Annotated in this window: 16 protein-coding genes and 1 tRNA gene; 10 read left to right on the top strand and 7 right to left on the bottom strand. The window is 40.6% G+C overall.

The features are described 5' to 3' along the window. Nucleotides 1-66 precede the first annotated feature (66 nt). From AAEY88_RS00280 to AAEY88_RS00240, 9 genes are all read left to right on the top strand, one after another. Nucleotides 67-1,548, top strand: coding sequence for a protein adenylyltransferase SelO family protein (locus AAEY88_RS00280; protein WP_350557557.1), 1,482 nt, complete (start codon nt 67-69; stop codon nt 1,546-1,548). Between the two features lie 436 nt (nt 1,549-1,984). Next, nucleotides 1,985-4,318 carry an NADP-dependent malic enzyme gene (locus AAEY88_RS00275; protein WP_350557555.1) on the top strand — a complete coding sequence of 778 codons (2,334 nt, stop codon included), beginning with the start codon at nt 1,985-1,987 and terminating at the stop codon, nt 4,316-4,318. 169 nt (nt 4,319-4,487) lie between these two features. Beyond that, entirely contained in the window at nt 4,488-5,666 is a 1,179-nt protein-coding gene (locus AAEY88_RS00270) for a tRNA nucleotidyltransferase (protein ID WP_350557553.1), read from the top strand. A gap of 21 nt (nt 5,667-5,687) precedes the next feature. After that, the gene (locus AAEY88_RS00265) at nt 5,688-6,494 is read left to right on the top strand and encodes a pteridine reductase (protein WP_350557551.1); all 807 of its coding nucleotides are present in this window, start codon (nt 5,688-5,690) and stop codon (nt 6,492-6,494) included. A 69-nt stretch (nt 6,495-6,563) separates the two neighbouring features. Further along, nucleotides 6,564-6,640, top strand: a tRNA-Ile gene (locus AAEY88_RS00260). A 149-nt stretch (nt 6,641-6,789) separates the two neighbouring features. Then, complete coding sequence (locus tag AAEY88_RS00255; protein ID WP_350557549.1) at nt 6,790-7,986, top strand: phage integrase central domain-containing protein; 1,197 nt, start codon at nt 6,790-6,792, stop codon at nt 7,984-7,986. Nucleotides 7,987-8,002: 16 nt separating this feature from the next. Next, nucleotides 8,003-8,938 (top strand): hypothetical protein, encoded by a 936-nt coding sequence (locus AAEY88_RS00250; RefSeq protein ID WP_350557547.1) that lies wholly within the window; start codon nt 8,003-8,005, stop codon nt 8,936-8,938. A 111-nt stretch (nt 8,939-9,049) separates the two neighbouring features. Then, on the top strand, nt 9,050-9,337 hold the full coding sequence (locus AAEY88_RS00245; protein WP_350557545.1) for an AlpA family phage regulatory protein: 288 nt from the start codon (nt 9,050-9,052) through the stop codon (nt 9,335-9,337). Next, nucleotides 9,327-10,919, top strand: a complete 1,593-nt coding sequence (locus AAEY88_RS00240; RefSeq protein ID WP_350557543.1) for a DUF3987 domain-containing protein — start codon at nt 9,327-9,329, stop codon at nt 10,917-10,919. Before AAEY88_RS00245 ends, AAEY88_RS00240 begins: the two co-directional genes overlap by 11 nt. 319 nt (nt 10,920-11,238) lie before the next feature. Here AAEY88_RS00240 and AAEY88_RS00235 read toward each other — a convergent pair whose 3' ends face one another. The 5 genes from AAEY88_RS00235 to AAEY88_RS00215 all read right to left on the bottom strand — a co-directional run bounded on the left by AAEY88_RS00235 (nt 11,239) and on the right by AAEY88_RS00215 (nt 18,172). Next, nucleotides 11,239-11,511 (bottom strand): hypothetical protein, encoded by a 273-nt coding sequence (locus AAEY88_RS00235; protein WP_350557541.1) that lies wholly within the window; start codon nt 11,509-11,511, stop codon nt 11,239-11,241. A gap of 182 nt (nt 11,512-11,693) precedes the next feature. Continuing rightward, nucleotides 11,694-14,849, bottom strand: coding sequence for a site-specific integrase (locus AAEY88_RS00230; RefSeq protein WP_350557539.1), 3,156 nt, complete (start codon nt 14,847-14,849; stop codon nt 11,694-11,696). Continuing rightward, nucleotides 14,842-17,154, bottom strand: a complete 2,313-nt coding sequence (locus AAEY88_RS00225) for a hypothetical protein (RefSeq protein ID WP_350557537.1) — start codon at nt 17,152-17,154, stop codon at nt 14,842-14,844. Before AAEY88_RS00225 ends, AAEY88_RS00230 begins: the two co-directional genes overlap by 8 nt. Further along, nucleotides 17,141-17,593 (bottom strand): hypothetical protein, encoded by a 453-nt coding sequence (locus tag AAEY88_RS00220; RefSeq protein WP_350557535.1) that lies wholly within the window; start codon nt 17,591-17,593, stop codon nt 17,141-17,143. The genes AAEY88_RS00225 and AAEY88_RS00220 overlap by 14 nt, the downstream gene beginning before the upstream one ends. Nucleotides 17,594-17,953: 360 nt before the next feature. Then, entirely contained in the window at nt 17,954-18,172 is a 219-nt protein-coding gene (locus AAEY88_RS00215) for a helix-turn-helix transcriptional regulator (RefSeq protein ID WP_350557533.1), read from the bottom strand. A gap of 250 nt (nt 18,173-18,422) precedes the next feature. Here AAEY88_RS00215 and AAEY88_RS00210 point away from each other — a divergent pair, with 250 nt between their 5' ends. Beyond that, complete coding sequence (locus AAEY88_RS00210; protein ID WP_350557531.1) at nt 18,423-18,743, top strand: hypothetical protein; 321 nt, start codon at nt 18,423-18,425, stop codon at nt 18,741-18,743. 187 nt (nt 18,744-18,930) lie between these two features. Here the strand turns inward: AAEY88_RS00210 and AAEY88_RS00205 are convergent, their stop codons facing one another. Both AAEY88_RS00205 and AAEY88_RS00200 read right to left on the bottom strand, forming a co-directional pair. Next, nucleotides 18,931-19,557, bottom strand: coding sequence for a hypothetical protein (locus tag AAEY88_RS00205; protein WP_350557529.1), 627 nt, complete (start codon nt 19,555-19,557; stop codon nt 18,931-18,933). 27 nt (nt 19,558-19,584) lie between these two features. Beyond that, nucleotides 19,585-20,820: a PD-(D/E)XK nuclease family protein gene (locus AAEY88_RS00200; RefSeq protein ID WP_350557527.1), complete on the bottom strand. Its 1,236-nt coding sequence runs from the start codon at nt 20,818-20,820 to the stop codon at nt 19,585-19,587. Nucleotides 20,821-20,833 lie beyond the last annotated feature (13 nt).

Below are 20,833 nucleotides of genomic sequence, written 5' to 3'. Positions count from 1 at the left end.
ATAGTGGTTTTATTCATTTCATTGACCCATTTTCATAGATAGTTTTTATTAACAGGAAGAGCTCATATGCGTTACCAAAATACCTATGTCAAATTAGACACGCGTCTTTATCATCGCCAACCGCCGACCCCATTGGAAAATCCGCGCGCAGGCCATTTTAACAACCAAGTCGCACAGCAACTCGGCTGGGCAGATGACCCTGATTTGATGGCGCGCTGGGTTGATATTATCGGTGGTCAGTATGTACCCACTCAGTTTGAGCCTTTGGCCATGGCTTATGCCGGTCATCAGTTCGGCCAATGGGCCGGACAATTGGGGGATGGTCGTGGATTGTTAATGGCTCAAGTACTCGATAACAATGACCAGCTACAAGATTTGCATCTTAAGGGTTGCGGCCTAACCCCCTACTCGCGGATGGGTGATGGCCGCGCAGTACTGCGTAGTACTATTCGTGAATACTTATGCGGTCATGCCTTGACCCAACTTGGTATCCCTTCCTCTAATGCGCTGGGTTTTGTGGTATCTGATACCCCGATACGTCGTGAGCGTATGGAGGCAGGTGCAGCCCTAATGCGGGTCGCTGACAGTCATGTTCGCCTCGGTCACGTAGAGTGGATTGCCAGCTTTGCGCCTGATCTATTGAGCGAGTTTACCGATTATATGATTGACACTTACTATCCAGAGTGCCGTGATAGCGAAAAACCGGTATTGGCATTTTTGCAAGCCGTAGTTCAGCGTACCGCCCGCATGATTGCTGACTGGCAGCTGACTGGCTTTGCTCACGGGGTGATGAATACCGATAATTTATCAATTACCGGCAGTACGTTGGACTTTGGTCCCTTTGGCTTTATGGAGCGCTTTGATCCAGCATGGATTAATAATCACTCAGATCATAGCGGACGTTATACTTATCAAAATCAGCCCGCTATCGGCCACTGGAATCTCAACGTCTGGCTACCACACTTTATGCGTTTAACCCAAGAGGGTGTCACGCGGGACAGTTTGGCAGAATGTTTGGCCCCTTATGAGCCCACCTTTATGCAACATTATCAACAAGGGTTGTGCCGTAAGTTAGGACTGCCGCATCAATCTGATAGTTTAACTTTAGCTTTTGAATTTTTAACCTTATTAGAAGATAATTTACTTGATTACACTAATAGCTTTCGGGCGTTATTAGGGCTGGTCGCAGCGGATGAGCATCCTTATGAGCAACAGCTACTTAAAATCATGATTGCTGAGCTGAGTGATGAGGCACGCCAAGTTTGGCAAGATTGGTCAACACGCTATTTAGCGCAAATACAGCAGCCGTCTAGTCCAACAAATGACCAAGTGGTTACTGATCTAAAAACCAATAATCCGGTTTATGTCCTACGTAATAGCATGGCTCAGCACGCCATTACTGCAGCTGAACAGGGACAGTTTGAAGAAGTCGCTCGGCTTTTTGAGTTACTTGCTAGCCCTTATACGGTACAAGATATCGCCACGGACCTTGATAGCCGTCCGCCGACCCCAAATGCACCACAATTGCCGATTAGCTGTTCGTCATAGCAGCTAGACGATGGCAGTTAATAGTCGGTAACAATCAACACTCATTTTTCTGTCCTTAACATCATTGCTCTAGTCCTCATATAAAATATATTGATTGACATTAATTTGGCTATCGCTTATTAAAAGGACTAAACTGTCATAGAAAAATACGTTTTCGATCATCATCAACTGTCTAAATGTTGGTTATCAATCTAATATGTAACTTGCCTATTTCACGCCCATTGACTAGGCAGTGAATTGCCAATAATGTTAGAATAGCTCACTTGTCAACTTGCATTTTTTTTGATGATGACTATGGTGTTTTTCACCCGCTTAATTTAGCGCCTACACCTATTATTTATATAAAATATTAAACCGTTATCGGTGTAGCTCAGGCGTTACTTTATCTTTATCACAGTTTATTTTATTCCAATTTATTCTAACAATGGCAATTACTATGAATGACGATACCAATTTGAATACGGATAATTCTAATGAAAAAGAGCAGTTTGAACAAGCTGCTCTGCATTACCATTCACACCCACGACCAGGCAAAATCTCGGTCACGCCTATCAAGCAGCTGGCTAACCAACGTGACTTGGCTTTGGCCTATTCGCCAGGTGTTGCTGTGCCGTGTCTCGAGATTCAAAGAGATCCGACACTAGCAGCCAAATATACCGCGCGCAGCAATCTAGTTGGTGTTATCACCAATGGCACCGCTGTTTTAGGCTTAGGTAATATCGGTCCATTAGCATCAAAACCAGTTATGGAAGGTAAAGGGGTATTATTCAAAAAATTCGCAGGTATCGATGTTTTTGATATTGAAATCGCCCAAAATGATCCTGATAAATTCATCGAAGCCGTTGCCTCTCTTGAGCCTACGTTTGGTGGTATTAACCTAGAAGATATCAAAGCACCAGAATGTTTTAAAATCGAGCGCGAATTGCGTAAACGCATGAACATTCCGGTCTTTCATGATGACCAACACGGTACCTCAATTATTGTTGCCGCTGCCATGCTTAACGCCTTATTGTTGACTGGCAAAAAAATTGAAGACCTCAAAGTAATCTGTTCAGGTGCAGGCGCTGCAGCGATTTCTTGCTTAAACCTTATCTGTGCGTTGGGGGTTCAAAAAGATAATATCTACGTTTCTGACTCACGTGGCATTATTACCACCAGCCGTGAAAACCTTGATGAATCCAAGCAGAGCTACGTCCGTGATACGGAAGCGAGCACTATTGATGAGCTCATAGATGATGTTGATATGTTCCTAGGTTTATCTATGCCTGGAACTTTGACCGCTGATATGGTTCGCCGTATGGCAAAAGACCCTATTATCTTTGCACTTGCTAACCCAACGCCTGAGATTATGCCAGAAGTGGCTCATTCAGTACGTCCAGACGTCATCATGGCAACCGGTCGCTCAGATTATCCAAACCAAGTTAACAACGCCTTATGTTTCCCTTATATCTTCCGCGGTGCGTTAGATGTAGGCGCGACCACTGTTAATGAAGAAATGAAAATTGCTTGCGTACGTGCTATTGCAGCTATGGCGCATGTTGAAGCCACGCCAACTAAGAATGTTAAAGACATTGAAAGCATGCAAAGCTTTGGTCGTGAGTATTTAATTCCAGGACCACTTGAGCCTAACCTGATCATCGAAATCGCTCCTGCTGTCGCCAAAGCTGCTATGGATTCAGGGGTTGCGACTTTACCTATTGAGGACCTTAACGCCTATCGCCAGCGTCTATCTGAGTTTGTTTATAACTCAGCCTTTGTAATGAAACCTATCTTTGCGCGTGCTAAATCAGATCCAAAACGTATCGTTTATTGTGAAGGTGAAGACAACAACGTCCTACTTGCCGTACAAGTAGTCGTCGACGAAAATCTGGCTCAACCTATCTTAGTCGGTCGTCCTTCAGTCATTGAAACCAATATCGAAAAACTGGGTCTACGTCTCAAAGATGGTGAAAATGTCACTATCGTCAACATTGATGATGATCCACGCTATAAAGACTACTGGCAAGGCTATTACAATAAAAACAAACGCAATGGCGTCAGTATCGAGCTTGCGCGCCGTGATGTACGTCGCAAAACCTCTTTGATCGGTTCACTACTGGTCGACAATGGCGATGCGGATGGCATGATTTGTGGTACGTTTGGTCATTATCAGTTGCATCTTAAGTACGTACAAAGCGTCATCGGTAAAAAAGAAGGCGTTAGTGACTTTTATGCGATGAATGCCGTCTTGATGCAAGACCGCAATATCTTTATTGCCGATACTTATATTCATGAAGACCCTACTGCCGAGCAGTTGGCTGAAATGACAATATTAGCTGCTGATCAATTGCGCCGCTTTAGTATCACCCCGCGGGTCGCGTTAGTATCCCATTCTAACTTTGGTACATCAGACCGTGCCAGCGCTGTAAAAATGCGCAAAGTGTATCAACTACTGACCGATATGAATGTCGATTTTGATTTTGACGGTGAGATGCAAGGTGATGCCGCTCTTGATGAACGTATTCGTATAGAAGACTTGCCATCAAGTCAATTCAAAGGGGCTGCGAATCTGCTAATCTTACCAACCTTAGATGCAGCAAATATAGCCTTTAACTTGCTTAAAACCGCAACTGGTAGCGCCTCTATTGGCCCGATCTTATTAGGTGCCAACAAGCCGGTACATATCCTGACCCCATCAGCAACCGCGCGCCGTGTGGTAAATATGACCGCTCTTGCTGTGACTGAAGCGCAGGATTTAGAAAACGAAGCAGCAATAGCCGCTACTGTATGATCTAAAATATAAGCAATACGCTGATTTGCTACTATTATTAATTGATGGTAGCAGTCTGTTATAATAAAACCAGTCAACGCCATTATTACAATGGCGTTGACTGGTTTTTTTTAGCATCCTAAAAATTTGGCTTATTAAGATTTTATAACATTAAATAAAAGAGGTTGCGATGCAAGTCTATCTGGTTGGCGGCGCGGTACGTGATGAGCTATTAGGCCGTCCTATCAAAGACAAGGACTTTGTAGTGGTCGGCACTACCGTTGCCGCTATGCTAGCGGCCGGTTTTTATCAAGTAGGCACCGACTTTCCGGTATTCTTGCACCCAACCACCCAAGAAGAATATGCACTAGCACGTACTGAGCGTAAGCTTGGCCATGGCTATCAAGGTTTTAGCGTCCATGCCAGCCCTGATGTCAGTCTACAAGAAGACCTGCAACGCCGCGATTTGACTGTCAATGCGATGGCGATTGAAGTAACTAGTCTCACAGATGACACCCCTATTAGCGGTGCAGTTATTGACTATTATGGTGGACTGGATGATATCAAGGCTAAAACCTTATGCCATGTCTCGAAGGCCTTTAGCGAAGACCCGCTACGAGTACTCAGAACCGCACGCTTTTATGGACGTTATCATGATCTAGGCTTTAGGATTGCTGATGAAACTCTGACTTTAATGCGAGAATTGGTGAACTCTGGTGAGCTGGCGCATTTGAGTGCTGAGCGTATTTGGCAAGAGTCGAGCCGTGCGATGATGCAAATCTCGCCTCATATCTATTGGCAGCAACTGTATGAGAGTGGGGTCTTGACCGTCCATTTTACGCCTTTACACTATGCTTGGAACAATGGGCAAATACGAGAAACGGTACAGACCGCACTCTATTTCTCCGGTCAAATGCAATTAAACTTATCACAGCGCTGGGCGCTACTAATGGCAAGTCTTGATCAATCGTTATTCAATATTGATGGCATTAATGACACACTTACGGCTTCGAAAAATATTGCTCATATAGGCAACGTTGCTAAGGTACCTAAAGCCCAGACCCAGTTTGCCACCCTATTTATTCAACAAGCCAAAAATGTAAGCGCAATAAATGAGCTAACAGCGGCACAAAAAATCGACCTTATCCAAGCGTGTAGCGCCCATAAAGAGCCGGATAGACTCTCACAGCTATTGGTTACTAGCCATGTATTACAACTGGCACAGCATCATCGCCAGATGATGCTCGCGCTGAATAGTTTTCATACCATCGGTATGGAAGACGTTGCGCCAAATCTCCAAGGCGCAGCTATCGGCAACGCCCTACGTCAGGCGCGCATTGAACGCCTGCAAGCGCAGCATAATCATTGATATTAATATGTTGATATCGCTATGAATTATCCTCCTAAACATTCCGACCCAATAAGCAAGCTTGCACCGGTGATGTTAGTAACCGGTAGTGCCAAGCGAATTGGTGCCGCCATTATTCAAGCAGCGCACCAGCAAGGCTACCGAGTCATTATTCATTGTCATCATAGCCAGCTAGAGGCGGATAGTTTAGCAGAGGCACTCAATCAAATCCGTGCTGCTAGCGCGGTAGTAATCGTTGTAGATTTGGCAGTGGTCAATAGACAAACTACCTTAAACCCATTTATTCAAAAAATTATAGATGCCTTTGGCCAACTTGACGTACTGGTACATAATGCGTCGCGGTTTTATCCTACTGCTGTTGGTCATCTTACCTATGATCAATGGGATGAACTATTTTTGACCAATGCCAAAGTACCTTTGCTACTAAGCCAAGCGCTACTACCCTATCTGCAAGCCCAGCACGGTTGTATTATTAGCTTACTTGATATTCATGCTCACGATAAGCCGTTTAGTGGCTATATCATATATAATATGGCAAAAGCCGCTCAGCGGATGATGGTGCAGTCGTTAGCGCTAGATATGGCACCTTACGTGCGCGTCAATGGTATCGCACCTGGAGTGAATGTCCTACCTGAAACAGATAGTGATCAAGCGCTTGATGAGCAGCAGCAACACCGTATTGTTGCCTCTATTCCTATGCAGCGCATTGGTACGCCTGATGATATTGCCCATTGTGTGCTCTATTTAGCACAGGCAAGCTACATTACTGGGGAGATTATTACCGTTGATGGGGGTCGCAGTTTGACCTTAGCCGGTAGTAATCACTAACTGATATCATTTAGTAGACATCTTTTACTTGAAAATCTGAAAAATTCAGGTATCATTATGCGTCTACCAGGGCCCATAGCTCAGTTGGTTAGAGCAGAGGACTCATAATCCTTTGGTCGTAGGTTCGAGTCCTACTGGGCCCACCACATATTGAATCAGGCTTGTTCGCAGCGATGCGGCAAGCCTTTTTTTATGGGATTTTGCGTAATTTCCGAATATCTTGGTATATGGCGAACTATATAGAATATTGGTATATTTGTTGGTATAGATTATACCAACACGGAGATATACCAACATGCCATTGACTCATACTATTATCAATAAGTTAGCCCCAAGCGAAAAATGCACCCCTAACCGCCCTGACAAGCACAGTGATAGTGATGGATTACAGTTATGGGTAAGACATACAGGAAATAAAGTCTGGGTTAGCGCTTACCGCTGGCAAGGTAAACAGCAGTCGCTTACCTTAGGTAAATACCCAGTCATCACACTGCAGCAAGCACGCCAGCGTAATTTAGAAATAAAGCAACTGATCAGTGAAGGCATTAACCCGAAAGATAAGAAAAAAGAAAAAATTGCAGAACAAGATGGGTCAAGACTTTTTGATACCATTGCTCAAGCGTGGTATGCAGATCGTAAAACCTTTTTAGCCACAAGTACATTTAGTCGTAACTATTCAGCCTACATGCGTGACGTTAAACCAGTTATAGGACATAAGCTAATAGACGACATTACGTCACCTGATATTTTGACAATCGGTAAGAATATTGAAGCACGCGGCGCTAATGAAATGGCGCGACGAATTATGGCAGAAGTTGGACAGATATTTAAGCATGCTATTCGTACTGGTATGGCAACATCAAATCCTGCAGCAGACTTATCAGCAGCCATCAAACCGCATAAAACTAAAAACCACAGTCGCATTACTTCAAAAGAGTTGCCTCAGCTTTTAAGCGAAATTGATAGTTACACAGGTCATATGACTGTTAAATTAGGTCTATTGTTTCTATGCTATACCTTCGTGCGCACTAATGAGCTCAGGTTCATGGAATGGTCAGAGATCGACTGGAACGATAAAATTTGGCGTATACCTGCAGACAAAATGAAGATGGATAGACCTCACATTGTGCCTCTTTCACCACAGGTCATAGATATATTACAACAAATTAAAGAGCTGAACTTTTCAGAGCAGTATGTATTCTACAACCCTTCAACCCGCAAACCTTACAGCCAAAATGCGTTTATAAATGCTTTATATCAGATGGGCTATAAATATAGAATGACGGGGCACGGATTCCGAGGGCTGGCAAGCACTACCCTTCATGAGCAGGGGTTTATGCATGAAGCTATTGAGTTACAGCTGGCTCATGAACAAGAAAATAAAATCAGTAAAGCGTATAACGGCGCTCAGCATCTAGATTATCGTAGGGATATGATGAATCAGTGGGCGAATTTCATTCGTAACGCTATCAATAACAAAATTAAAAACTAGCAGAAGTAGAGGGATTATGAATAACGAACTTAAAGAATTTTATACCCTAAGTGAATTAGAAGTATTGGTGGCTGAAAATCTAGATATTGATATAAATAATACAGAAGAGTTAAATGAAATTATTTTCCACTTAGTCTTAGATAATCATTTAGTACCTTTTTTAGAGTATAAAGGGTTGGCAGGTATCGTAGAATCCGTCATGCCTCTCGCTTCATTTGAAATCACTGAAACTCTTCTTAATGCTCTAGAAAAATCCGAATATAGTAGTAATAAGAAAGAACTTTATCACTTATATGAATATAGCCCCACTATAAGCTCTATAAAAAATCTCATTAAGACGTTCGAACACGGCTATTGTACTAAACCACCACGTGAAGAAAATATAACTCATGCCATTTTTAGATTATCGCCTTTGTGTATTCTGAATACTCCACAAGGAATACAAGTTGAGCTTGGATTCACTAAACCAGTTGCTCATATAAAGCGGTTTATTGATGACCCCATAGAAAACAATGAATATGAGTTTTTGGGATATCAACTGTACCCTTCTGACCAAGTTAACACTCCAAGATTAAATATAAACGAAACTTGTAAATTACTATTTGATAGACTGAATGTTGAGTGCTTATTCAAAGCAATAAAAACTCAGCACAAAATATCTGATAACATTTCTTCATTAAGTATAGTAGAACAAAATAATAAAAGTACTAGGAGCCAGGACTCTAAATTAATTGCTGTAATGGCGATCATGCTTTCTAAAAAATCCTCACAGTTTAAGTATGCTAACAAACCTAATAGATCAGCTATAAAACGGGAAATTAAAAAACTTACTGATGAATTGCAAATTGACCGTGCACATGCTTATGGGCTTGAAGCTCCTGATCAGCGTATTAAACAATGCCTAGAAGAATTTTCAGAATTCTTTTTTACAACCAATGATTCTAAACATTAAAATAGATTGAAGGTTCAATCTATCTTTTGAACCTTCAACCTTCCTACAACTTATTTTACTATATTCCATGTGTACCGCAGCATGTCGCTGCAGTACACATGGAGAAATAAAATGACCGATCAATATAACGATAATGACTGTAACGCGTCATTAAAAAATGAGTTAATTATTACGTTACCTACCCAAGGCATGTCACGAGCAAAAACCATCCTTCCTTTTTTACCGTTTTCAAGAACGACTTTACACGAGTGGAGTCGTGTTGGTAAGTTTCCTGCCTGTATCAAACTCTCACCTTCCATGGCAGTTTGGCGTAATTCAGATGTTATAGAATGGCTCGAGAGTCATGATAAGCCGCTGATTATCTCTAAACAAGCAGGAGGAGAAACTGATGAAAGTTAAAAATAAAAACGCTCATGTTGGTAGCATGAGCGTTACTAATCACGAAAAATCTACATGTGACTGTAAATTTAATAGAGATTTTTTGAATGTTAATATTAACATGAAAAGTGCTTCTTCATTACAACATAACATCAATATGTTGGAAATTGATAAATGGCCAGATCCTGAGCCACTAGCCAACGACTCTAGCAAGCCTACGTCATACCCAATCAATGCATTTACAGGCTCATTGCGGCATACCATTGAGGCAATAGCCTATTATGCGCAGGTGCCACTTGCAATGGCTGGTCAGTGTGTATTGGGCGCGTTATCACATATAGGCCAGCAGTTTGTTGACGCACCTTTTGGAAATAGTTATAAGCCAGCGAGTTTGATACTAATAACAGAAGGTGAAAGTGGCGCTGGCAAGACTGAGACCATGAAGTTAACACATTTGAAAATTGATGAGTATGAGCAACGACAATATGAAAAATATATTGATGCATTAGTATTATGGGAAGCTAAAAAGGAAGTTTTAAATGGCAAAGAATTAAAAGAGTTTCTTGAATCAACACCTAAGCCATATAATCCTGAAATGGCATTCAAAGATATTACAATGGAGGCCTTACTTGATAAGTATGTAAATCGAGAAATTATTGCTGCAACGTGGGCAAGTGATGATGCAGCACAATTTTTCAATGGTCCTTCAATGACTAGTAAGACAGCTGGTAATAGTTTGACTGGAATTACTGACTTATATAGTAACGGTATGGTTAATCGATCACGATCACAAAAGACTGCTTTTGCTAACCCACGTACAAAAGCATATGGCGCACGTTTAACCTTGATGTTAATGGCACAGCATGTCATTTTAGAACCAGCATTAAGCGATCCGTTAATGAATGGTCAAGGGTTTTTAGCCCGTGCTTTGATTGCTTGTCCTGAAGATCTGCGAGGATATAGAACATGGAATGATCCAAAGCGTAGAAGTCATAGCTCAGACGACAACCCTTACTTAATGGAATATTGGTCACGCTGTCAAGTTTTGCTTGCTACTTTGCCCGCCGATGGGCCAACCAACGTCGCAGACAAATCTGAACGCATCAAAATACAATGGGCAGATGTCACAGCTCAACAGACTTTTGATGACCATATGCAAGCAATAGAAGATCGTCAGAAGCTAGGTGGTATATTTGCCACATTAAAAGCGTATGCATCACGCATGGCAGAAAATGCGAGCCGTATAGCTTCATTGATCGCATTCTTTGAAGAACGTAGGACAATCAATAGTGATGATATTAAACGTGCTTTTATGTTAGTTGAATATTCTACAGCTGAACGCTTACGCTATTTTGATAGCTCGCCTACATGTGAGCAAAACGATAGTGAGAAATTAAGCAACTGGCTTATGAGTAAGGCCAAGAATAAGAATCCTGCTATTTTAAATCGTACTGATGCCTTCAACGGAGCACCTACGCCAATGCGCAAAAATAATAAATTGTTGCAAATTGAGTTGGATAACTTAGAAAGTAAAGGGCATATAATACAGTCAACCCATGGCAGAAAAAAAATTATTGAGATTAATCCAAAATTGTACGCATAACACTTAAACCTTTAAATATACTTTTAAATTGCTCCTAGCTTTATAGCTAGGGGCTTTTTTGTTAGTATCCAACACCTAAGCGTACTTTAGCTACATCAAATCAGTATAAAAGTGCAATACCTAGGCAGTTTAAGACAACTTAAGCACATCCTGTTATCAAATCAACCCTTTACTGTCAAAATGCTATGGCTTGTTTAGGCAGAAAAGGCACACTCTTAGTCATATATAAATATTTATCGCATCTGTTATGGCAGATATATAGATGCCGTTTATTTATTATTAATAAGCGATAGCCTAGATTAACACACCAAGTGCAACGCTAAATAATATTATAGAACACCTGGCTTGGCATTCTAAACCCTAAACGCTTTCTTAGTCGGTTGTTTATTCTATCCTCAATAGCCTGTACTTCGTCATCAGATACCTGTCTAAAGTCACACCCTTCAGGCAGGTACTCTCTAATCAAGCCATTGGTATTTTCGTTTGTTCCTCGTTGCCATGAGGCATCAGCATCAGCAAAGTAGAATCTACTGTAAAGACGTTCAATATGGTGTTCTTTTATATCAATTATGGCTTCATCTAATGGCAGCATACTTTTTGAAACACCACCTAATTTTTATACATAAATAAGGTTAAATACATTTCAATAAGTGTGCCTCTATTCCTTTTATTGCCCTCATTCCTTGATATCAGAGCTGTCTCATTATTAACGACAGATGCCTAAATGTGCCTAATCTGCCTAAAAAAATAAGTAAAAAATAGATTTGTTAATCTCTAATCCATCGGTATTAGTATCATCAATAAATATCCAAGGTACTTCAGCATCCCCGACGAAGCATAATAATCATCTGTCATAGCCATGTTTTTATCAGATAGCTTATGCTTCTTCTGTACCACTCTCACCTCATAGCCATGAAAACTCTCACGAGCACCGACACGTATTGAGCTATCGAGCTCGAGCTCTTTTTTAACGTTACGCGCTGCTTTCTCGTTATGCGCCCTAATCTGCCAATGATTGGCATCGATAAGCTGACAACCTACTGTCACGAACTGCTGTAGCATTTTAAGCTGGGTCTCTTTAATACCAAAATGGATTGATGAAGTGTTTAAGTTGTGTTTATTTTTAAACACTTCCACAAATAATCTCAGTCTTGTAGGCTCATCAATTGACATCTGATACGCACGATCAAGCGCTTTAACTAAAACCTCTTGATTTTTATGTCCCGTTGGCGCACTCAAAAGCAACCTATCATCGGCAAAAATTTGATTAGCCCTGTTATAAGTCTTTCTAGCCTCGAAGACATGGATACCATGCCGTAGTGCGATCTCTGGCAACTGCTCAGCTCTTTTATCAACGCTTATTTTTTGTAGCTCTTCTAACAGCACAATAACATCATAAACTTTAGAATGAATAAATATAGACGGCTTAGTATCTACTGCGTCATTTTGTGTGTTTTGCTGGCAAGCTATATTAGTTGGAGTGCTGTTATAAGAAAATAGAGACTCTTTGCTCACAACCTTGCCAATTAAATAGCAACGCATCTTATCAAGATGAACCTGTTTAGTATTGGCACTATATGCCCTGCTATCCCTTCTATTCACTGTCTGATAACCAATACCTGTCACCATCTCAAATACGGTTATAGGCATAGCAAGCTTAGCTTGACTCATTTGCCATCCAGCCAATAGTTGAGCGGTATGTAGATAGTACTCAAACGTAGTATCTGGCGTTAGATGCCCAGCAAGGCTAGCCAGCCCAAACCATATACCTTTCTCTTTATTATTGGCAAGGACGGCTTTAGCGATAGCCTCGCTATGATCTCTATCATAATCTGTCATTAACTGCGTCAGTGGTGAACCGCTTAACACCAGTGCCAATTGGCTAATTGCGGTATGCCGAAAACTATGAAAAGTAAAATCATGGGTAATTAGCAGTCTATCCCATATGATCTTCATCATATTACTAAAGAATACAGGCGGCAGTGGTTGGTCGCCTGAGCCTTGTGAGAATAAATAGCGTCGCTTTAATCTATGCTGCTGATGATAATTCGCAATAAATTGCTTTAGCTCATCCGCTTTAAGTAGACTATCTATCGGTATTACCCGTTTAGCGCTGGAGCTTTTAAGCCTACGATAACGATTGGGTTTGAGGATTATTTTTGGCGCTTCAATCACCTGATTATTAATAAACCCTATATCTGCAATGTCGCTAACCTTAATGCCAATAATTTCGTTAACTCGCATACCAGTCCGATAAGCAAGCGCTAGTACCACAAAGCATAATTGCTTTTGATCGATCTCTAAATTTGATGATTGAACATAGTCTTTCATCGCATGATAGACACGCGGGGATACCATACTTGCTTTTACTACTTGTCTATTACTCCCCCATGGAAAATACACATAAGGGGCATCAAAGTACATACACTGATGATCGTGAAATGCTTTCAGACGACCATAAGTAAATTTCTGGCTGTCTTTCAGGCGGTCAAGATGAAATAGCGGTTGACCAGTAACATTTTTATCATTATCTATCACACTAGACATATCATCTTCAAACTCTGATGACTTGCACAGTACAGACAATTTGCGACCATCTTTTATCTTACTCTGAATAATTTGCTCATAAACTTCCTCAAAGTCACTGCCCTCCCACTGTTCAATATCCTCATCCATTGTCAGCATCAGCCAGTCGCGGCCAATGCAGCCCACATATTTACTGATGGTATTAAGCCGAATGCTATTATCACCGAGCAACGACAAAGTCCAACTAAGCAAGCGCTGCGCATTAGACTGGCTAGCGTCTGTCTTTAATGTTGTGATAGTAGAGATAGCACCAACTCTGGTCAGTTTGAGCGCATCTTGCAGCTCTTTGATCAGGTTTTTGCTAAAGCTTGGATAAGCTGTGGCATTTCTCTTGTCTTGTGATTTCCCTGCCGTCTGATAACTGATATCAAACAACTCAGACCACTCGAGTGGCTCAGGATTTGGGTTAATGGTTTCTTGGTTATAATAAATAAGTTTCTCAGTCGGCAGCCCCGTGGTTTTTATATCGCCTTGTTTCACCACAGTAAGCGCACCATCAATCAGGCTACCCTCTAGTTGTCGCCAGTGATAGTTGGCATATTTGATGAGCAGTGAGTGCTGCGGGCGATCGATATCTTTATTGGTGAGTTTAAGCGTTTTTGAGATATCGTTAATTACGGTATTAAATGGCTTTATCTTAGCCGTATTTAATTCCTTATCCTTTAGAGCATATAAAAAACACAAACTCATATCATCGGGAACATAATCAACAAAACGGAGTAAGCTTTCACTCTCATCAGCCGCGCAGCCATAATTATCGTCACATACCCTAAGCGGTATCACAGCCAATGACTCTGCTCTACTTTCTTCATCAGTTGCTGGCATTTCAATTTTATACATACGGCGCTCACCAAACAGCCAATCGTATAGCGCTCTTACCACCTCAATGTCATTCATACCACCATACATGATGCTGCAATACAGCAATCCCTCAACCAAGTCATTCACTGAAAAACGCCGTTTTCGTTGCCAGACATCTATCATTCTCGCGCTACTGTCTGCCACCATGCGTCCATTCACAAACCAATCATAGTTAATGGTCAAGCGCTCACGAGTTGCCAGTATCGGCACCACAGGCTCATTAAGATATATCTGGTGAGTTTTATTATAATCACGAACAAATTCTAAAAACCCGCGCCGAGCCAATTGGAAATTTTGAGCGGTGTCGAACCTCCCTTCTAGTAACTGGTTAATTGATTCATAATGATGCTGCAACTCACAAGGCGGTTGCATAGAGTTTTGATTGATATATTCTTCGATTAATTTTTTAGCATCACGCTTAACACTTTTTTTGGATTCTTCTCTATTCAGCTGTCGCAGTTTATGAGCGCTAATATTATCCATATAGACTAACCTCAATTTGTTTTAAGTGAAGATCTGTAGCAATCGCATCTAAATGAGGACTGAGCTGATGCAGCTGATTTATGAAGCTTGATGACATCGGATGCATAAATTCCTGATCAGCATGTTCGTGACCGTAAAGGGTGCAAATCAGATAGTCAGGCACGCGCCCCATAAGCATAGATCTAAGCTGATGACGCAGCCAGTTATCCTGATGGCTAAAAAAGTCTTGCAACTGATAGCGGACTCGGCTTGGCGTAATACTGGCAAAGCCTTTTGGATTTTTTTGGTAAATTTGAATGAGGGGTTGTTCTGACTGTAAGACTTCATTGATGGGATAAAGCACTGCTGGACATAATGAATTATAGATGGCAGCAAATTGCTTAATATAAATAATGTAGTTTTGAATAGCCGTTATCAAAAACTTACTAAGAGGAATGAGCCTGCCATCAGACTGCGCATGACGCTCTTCTTTGTCAGATACCCATAGCATGCGCTGCTGAAAGTCAAACTGGTGTAGCAAGCCTGGTGCATGCTTGACTGGGCGAATACCGGTTTGGATCATAACAATGTGCCATAGCCAAATGCTATAGCTATTGAACTGTGCAATATAGCGCTCGATACTGTGATTGAGCCGTCCATTATAGCTCTCAGCGCTCATAGCCAACTGTTCAAAGAACTGCTCGCACATTTTTGTTTCAAGTACCATATCGCTACCAATGTGGCTTTTATGCCCATTCATCGGTACGCTACACTCATCTATTAAAAGTACTTTTTGCTCATTATTGCAGTATTCAGTTATTAGCTCTACCGCTTTTATATAAGTTTGCTCTAGCTCTACCGTTTTAGTGCTAAGGTAATACAGCGCAGAGCTATGCCGTACATCAACACCTGTGAGCAGGTCAGCATATAATGGCTTATTAAGCTCGTTTTTGATGAGGATAAATAGGCCTACTTCAATATACTGGGGGCTCAGTGCTGGCAGGTTAAGCAGATCTTTAGCATAAGAAATAGCGTCTTTAACAGTATCGGATGAAACGGTAATTTTATCCTCAAGCATAATCTGTAAAGCTTCAGGAATTGCACGATAAAAGGTACTGCCATAGCTTTGTCTGTAGGCAAGTAGATGACTTCGAGTATTGGTCGTCACATCAATCGTGATGGCAATACTACTAACTTTACGGACACGGTCATAGACGAAATACTGCCGTTGACTGCGACTGCATTGCCAATCAGCAATGATGCTATCAATACTAAGACCGCTTAACAGTGATAGTAGTAAAACGGCATACCCAGTGCCACTCTCTTTATCAATACTCATAAAGCGTTGCCAAAGCGTGGCAAATAGCATCTGATATCCGGTAATGCTTAGCTGACGATGATTGGTTGGGAAATGAAATTGATTACGGCGGGCATGTTGATGGTTGTTCTTTAATCGCCATTGCTGCAGCTCAGAGGATTTAGCAATTTGTGTGGCTGGCTTAAAACCATTGTCTAGCAAAGGTACTTCGTCGTCATCAGCAATATTTTCAGCGCTTGCCACGTTACTTTGCTTTTTTGATTGTTTCGTACCAAACACTACTCTCTGTAGTGGCTCACCATCGATATGCATAACTGTCTTAGTGACTGCTTGAGCCGACTTTATGCGTTTAGTACTCTCGTTATAGGTTTTACCAATAAAAGCTTTATTATCAATCGCTACCTCATAAGCCAACCTGATTTGACCGATTTTACTAGCAAGATATTGGTTCGCTGTTTTACCTGTTGCCTCTTCCTGTTTGACGCTTGCTTCATATTGTCTGATATAAGATAAGCATGAGGACAAGCTATCGCATTGATCGTGAATGCGGATTAACTGTTCGAGAATGCCACGTTGTGGATCAGAAGGTCTTAGTGCCATACGAATACGCACGCCAAGCTTATCTATTTTGGCAAAGTGCTTGTCATGGCGTGCTGTGATCATAAATATCACTTTTAAGTAGCCGCTCATAAACCGCCAAGCATTACTATTAACGTCTATCGCACCATAGGCCTGATAGAAGACTATCAGCATATAGGTAACCGCCCACTCTCCAGTCTTACCTTCCCGAATGGTTTGTGTCATTGCCTCAGTGCAGTCTATGCCAGTAAAGTCTGCAAAATCAGACTCTCGTGTTGAGGGCAGTAAATCAATATCATCATCTGGCACCAGACTGATTACATCCATCACGAGCTGACGCATTTGTATGTGATGTGGTGAATCTATTGGGATAAGCTTATCAAACACTCGCCTATCGATTACTTCATTAAATAACTTAGTGTGAACCATAAGATGCATCCATCCAATTCAGGTTTTTGGGCAGCCCCAGCATCACCTCATCATTGGCTACCTTACACTGCTGATACTCATAAGCGCTTTGGTTGATACCCGCGAACCTACAATAGTTATCTACTGTCAGTCGCTCAATATTCATGAGCTCGCAAATAATACTTTTTGGTGCACTAGAGCTTAAAGCCTTTAGAAATTCAGGATGATTAATTCCCCTTGAGAAGGCCAGCTCGACAACCTCGCTCCAAGCTAAGCGCTTAATATCTCTCAGGCTTTCAGCGGCAACTAAGCAAGGCTGACGTGAACTGGTCTCTTCTATTAGAATTTCATCAAACCTTCTAAACTCATTAAAAAAATAATAAGTCGAATCTTTACCAATGACCAAGCGTAACGGTGGGCGATAATAATCATCCAAGCCACCTATATTTATAATTCTCATTCTTGGCCTAAATTGATGCCATATCAGCAATGCCTTTTGCGCATCTTGATGAACAACCAAATTATATTTACTAAAAGTTATAAACTTCTGAGTAGGCTTTAGATGAATAATATTCATTTTATTATCATTTATAGTGAATAATACTAATTATAATATGTTATAACTTATCGATTGTAAAGCCTTTAATATTGCTGTTATATTTTTATCTTTAGATAACTCAAATATTGACTTACAACCATTTTTTATACAAAAAAATACTCTTCAGCCTATATTTATAAAGGCATGAAGAGTATTTAAACATTTCAATTTTAGTTGGGTGAGGAGGTTAACGTCTTATATCAGTCGATCTTCCTATCAAGCTTAGATCTCTTCATTATCATCGGGAACATACTTTAAAACATCCCCTGGGCTGACTTTTAATACTTGGCACAACTTACTCAGGGTATCGAATTCTATGCGAGTTGTCTCATCGTTATAAATTCTATGAAGCGTTGACTTGCTGATGTCTGTCATTCTTACTAAATCTGCAACTCGCAATCTTCTTTCCGCTAAAAGCACTGGTAGATTACATGAAATCACAATAAAATCCTTATTGGTAAGTAAAAAATACTTGCCAGTGACTACTTTTCTGTTAAAATAATACTCGTTGGCAATAACTAAGTTTCCGTCAAAAACTATTTTGTGCTGACTAACGCTCTATTATGTCATAGACTCATCTTGCTGCTCAATAACTGGCTAACTATGATGGGTGCGACTTGTTCAATATATATAGTCACTATAGAAATATGACACTAATCATAGTCATTCTGCCATTAAAAAGGAGTATGTTGTGGGCATCAAGATTGAATGGAGCATGACACAAAATGCTTGGGATAAACGGGTCTGTGAGGATTATTGGGCCTATAATCATAAAATCAGCTATGTAGATTATGTGCGTATGCTCTGTCAAAAATACAATATTAGCTCGCAAACATTGTTTGAAACTATAAGTCAATGCTATGCTTGCTTAGATGATGTTTGCTGTGAATATTGTGGTAGCGCTTGTCCTATTGAGGTACCTGCTGATATCGCCTATATGCGGGCAAAAGAGAATTGGTTTTGTGCAGTATGTGAGCATGCTATGTGGAGAAGTGACTTTATTAGCAAATAAATAATCAAATCTACTTTCAGCTAAAAAACTCATATTTTTATCTGACACAACCAACCCTCTCTCACTCAAAACACTAACTCTATTCGTATTCATGACAATTTGGTTCTCGTTGACTTTATCATCAGTCAACAAGGCATCTGTATAGCCAAATATATTTCCATTTATGTCGTGATATTACATAGCCTATTCAATCATCAATATATATCGCTTTTAAATGAAACGAGTTAGGCTCATCACTCATATTTGAGCTGTAATAAATAGACGCAGCGGGATTAGATAACAACCCTTCAATAGCTTCTGTTACATAAGCCAAAGATTCCAATGGTAAACCTTGCACACTCTGCATTCCGACAAACATCCCTTTAGTATTATGAGCTTTTGCAAGTAGACTAATCAGCTTGTGTGTAGCTGTTTTTACCGTATCTGATTCAGGCTCACCTGTAGCGCTTGTTTGAACGAACTGGAATGAATTACCACGCTCAAGTAGGTTTATAACATCTACTACATCTATACCAATAATGGTACTTGCGGAATTTACATCTAGCAGTTCAACGACATCATTTACTTCATCAGGCTGACATCTAATAACTCCACCTATGATATCTAAGCTTTCATATTTATTATCATCTGTTTGTAAGCCTACTAAAATGTCAGCCTTTACTTTCTTTTTTAGCTCTAGTAGTGCCTGCTCATTCCAACCGTCACTGATGATAAAACAAGCAATGATAGCTGATGGAAAACACTCTGTATTTGATCGATATAGAGCTGCACAGGGGGTGTCATTTATTTGCGAGTTGTCGAGCTGATATTTCATGATTATACTCATTTGTAATTAGAGCTTCTAATTCAATAGATGGTTATCATTTAAAACCTGAAACACTGTGTCCATTTCTTCCAAGATTTTATCTGCCATCGTGCGTTCATTTATCATTAACCATGCCTCACTCGAACCTTTCCAGTCCTGCGGATCAAAGTAGTAGTAAGCAGGCCACTGAGCAGAGGAGCTCACTTTTTTATCAGTTAGCATCGTATTCAGTACCGTTTTCATACTTTCTGCATATGGACAAGCTTTCGCGGCTTCTACAGAAGTGAACTTAATTCCTAGGATTGGACGATCAAACCCTGCATTATCAAACTCGAAGCAAACCCATGCCTTATCATAGCCAGGAATTATGAATCTAATCTGTTCGTATCTTCTGCCCTCGCCGATATAACTAATATCTAATTCGTAATCAGTTTTTTTATATTTTGCTAACAAATCTATTTTCAGCTTAGCTATCAGCTCTTTCTTCATTCGATCTACAGTGTTAGATATCTTGATACTAGAATCGATAGTAGCTGCATTTTGTTTAATGATATCTAAAATTGCGTTGTCTTCATTCATATCTTCTATCCCCATAAATTGCTTTTGAATAAACTTAATTAGCTGTGCAATAAACTCACTGACACTATGATTCTGGCATTCTACTTGACACGCTTTGAGCCAACCAATCAGACCGCTAAATCTAAGATGACTATATTGATTACTGGTTACCCAACCTTCTAAAGTTTTAGTATCAACGCTATACTCACTTGGTACGTCATTGTCTTCGTTTAGATAAACAAGATGCCAATGCTTGTGTTTTCTATTTTTAAGTTCAGTAGCATAATCTTTCATTTGGTCCAGCTGATCTGCTGCATAAGGTTTATTTTCAACACAAATACCGTAGCTGTCATCACCTACCTGACATCTTAAGTAAATATCCATACGGCGCTGGGTATTATTTTTCCCCGTTACTTCTTCAAGAAAAACGTCTGTTTTCTCAAGGTTATTAAGAAAAACCTGCCAGTTATCGTCTTTATATATAACAGGCAAACAATGTTCCACAAATAATCTCAAAAAACTTTCTTGTTGAGCATGACTTCCTTTGGGATCAAGTAGAGCTGCCAAAATACGACTCAGCCCTAATTCATCAGTACTAATATAATCAAAAGTACTAAAATCTGGCGACAGTTGACGGCTATAGAGTGCTTGCGCTGTCTCTAAAGCATTAATCTTTTGGCTAACATTGCTTATCAAACTTTGTACCGTACTCATACTCACTCATCCT

The sequence above is a fragment of the Psychrobacter sp. CAL346-MNA-CIBAN-0220 genome (assembly GCF_040309805.1).
In the GTDB taxonomy this organism is placed as follows: Bacteria; Pseudomonadota; Gammaproteobacteria; order Pseudomonadales; family Moraxellaceae; genus Psychrobacter.
Note: the sequence above shows the minus strand (reverse complement) of the source record. Positions and strands in the feature narration are given on the sequence as shown.

Excerpts from the sequence above, each read along its gene's own strand:
- AAEY88_RS00280 (WP_350557557.1), top strand. The coding sequence starts at position 67 with ATGCGTTACCAAAATACCTATGTCAAATTAGACACGCGTCTTTATCAT.
- AAEY88_RS00275 (WP_350557555.1), top strand. The coding sequence starts at position 1,985 with ATGAATGACGATACCAATTTGAATACGGATAATTCTAATGAAAAAGAG.
- AAEY88_RS00270 (WP_350557553.1), top strand. The coding sequence starts at position 4,488 with ATGCAAGTCTATCTGGTTGGCGGCGCGGTACGTGATGAGCTATTAGGC.
- AAEY88_RS00265 (WP_350557551.1), top strand. The coding sequence starts at position 5,688 with ATGAATTATCCTCCTAAACATTCCGACCCAATAAGCAAGCTTGCACCG.
- AAEY88_RS00255 (WP_350557549.1), top strand. The coding sequence starts at position 6,790 with ATGCCATTGACTCATACTATTATCAATAAGTTAGCCCCAAGCGAAAAA.
- AAEY88_RS00250 (WP_350557547.1), top strand. The coding sequence starts at position 8,003 with ATGAATAACGAACTTAAAGAATTTTATACCCTAAGTGAATTAGAAGTA.
- AAEY88_RS00245 (WP_350557545.1), top strand. The coding sequence starts at position 9,050 with ATGACCGATCAATATAACGATAATGACTGTAACGCGTCATTAAAAAAT.
- AAEY88_RS00240 (WP_350557543.1), top strand. The coding sequence starts at position 9,327 with ATGAAAGTTAAAAATAAAAACGCTCATGTTGGTAGCATGAGCGTTACT.
- AAEY88_RS00235 (WP_350557541.1), bottom strand. The coding sequence starts at position 11,511 with ATGCTGCCATTAGATGAAGCCATAATTGATATAAAAGAACACCATATT.
- AAEY88_RS00230 (WP_350557539.1), bottom strand. The coding sequence starts at position 14,849 with ATGGATAATATTAGCGCTCATAAACTGCGACAGCTGAATAGAGAAGAA.
- AAEY88_RS00225 (WP_350557537.1), bottom strand. The coding sequence starts at position 17,154 with ATGGTTCACACTAAGTTATTTAATGAAGTAATCGATAGGCGAGTGTTT.
- AAEY88_RS00220 (WP_350557535.1), bottom strand. The coding sequence starts at position 17,593 with ATGAGAATTATAAATATAGGTGGCTTGGATGATTATTATCGCCCACCG.
- AAEY88_RS00205 (WP_350557529.1), bottom strand. The coding sequence starts at position 19,557 with ATGAAATATCAGCTCGACAACTCGCAAATAAATGACACCCCCTGTGCA.
- AAEY88_RS00200 (WP_350557527.1), bottom strand. The coding sequence starts at position 20,820 with ATGAGTACGGTACAAAGTTTGATAAGCAATGTTAGCCAAAAGATTAAT.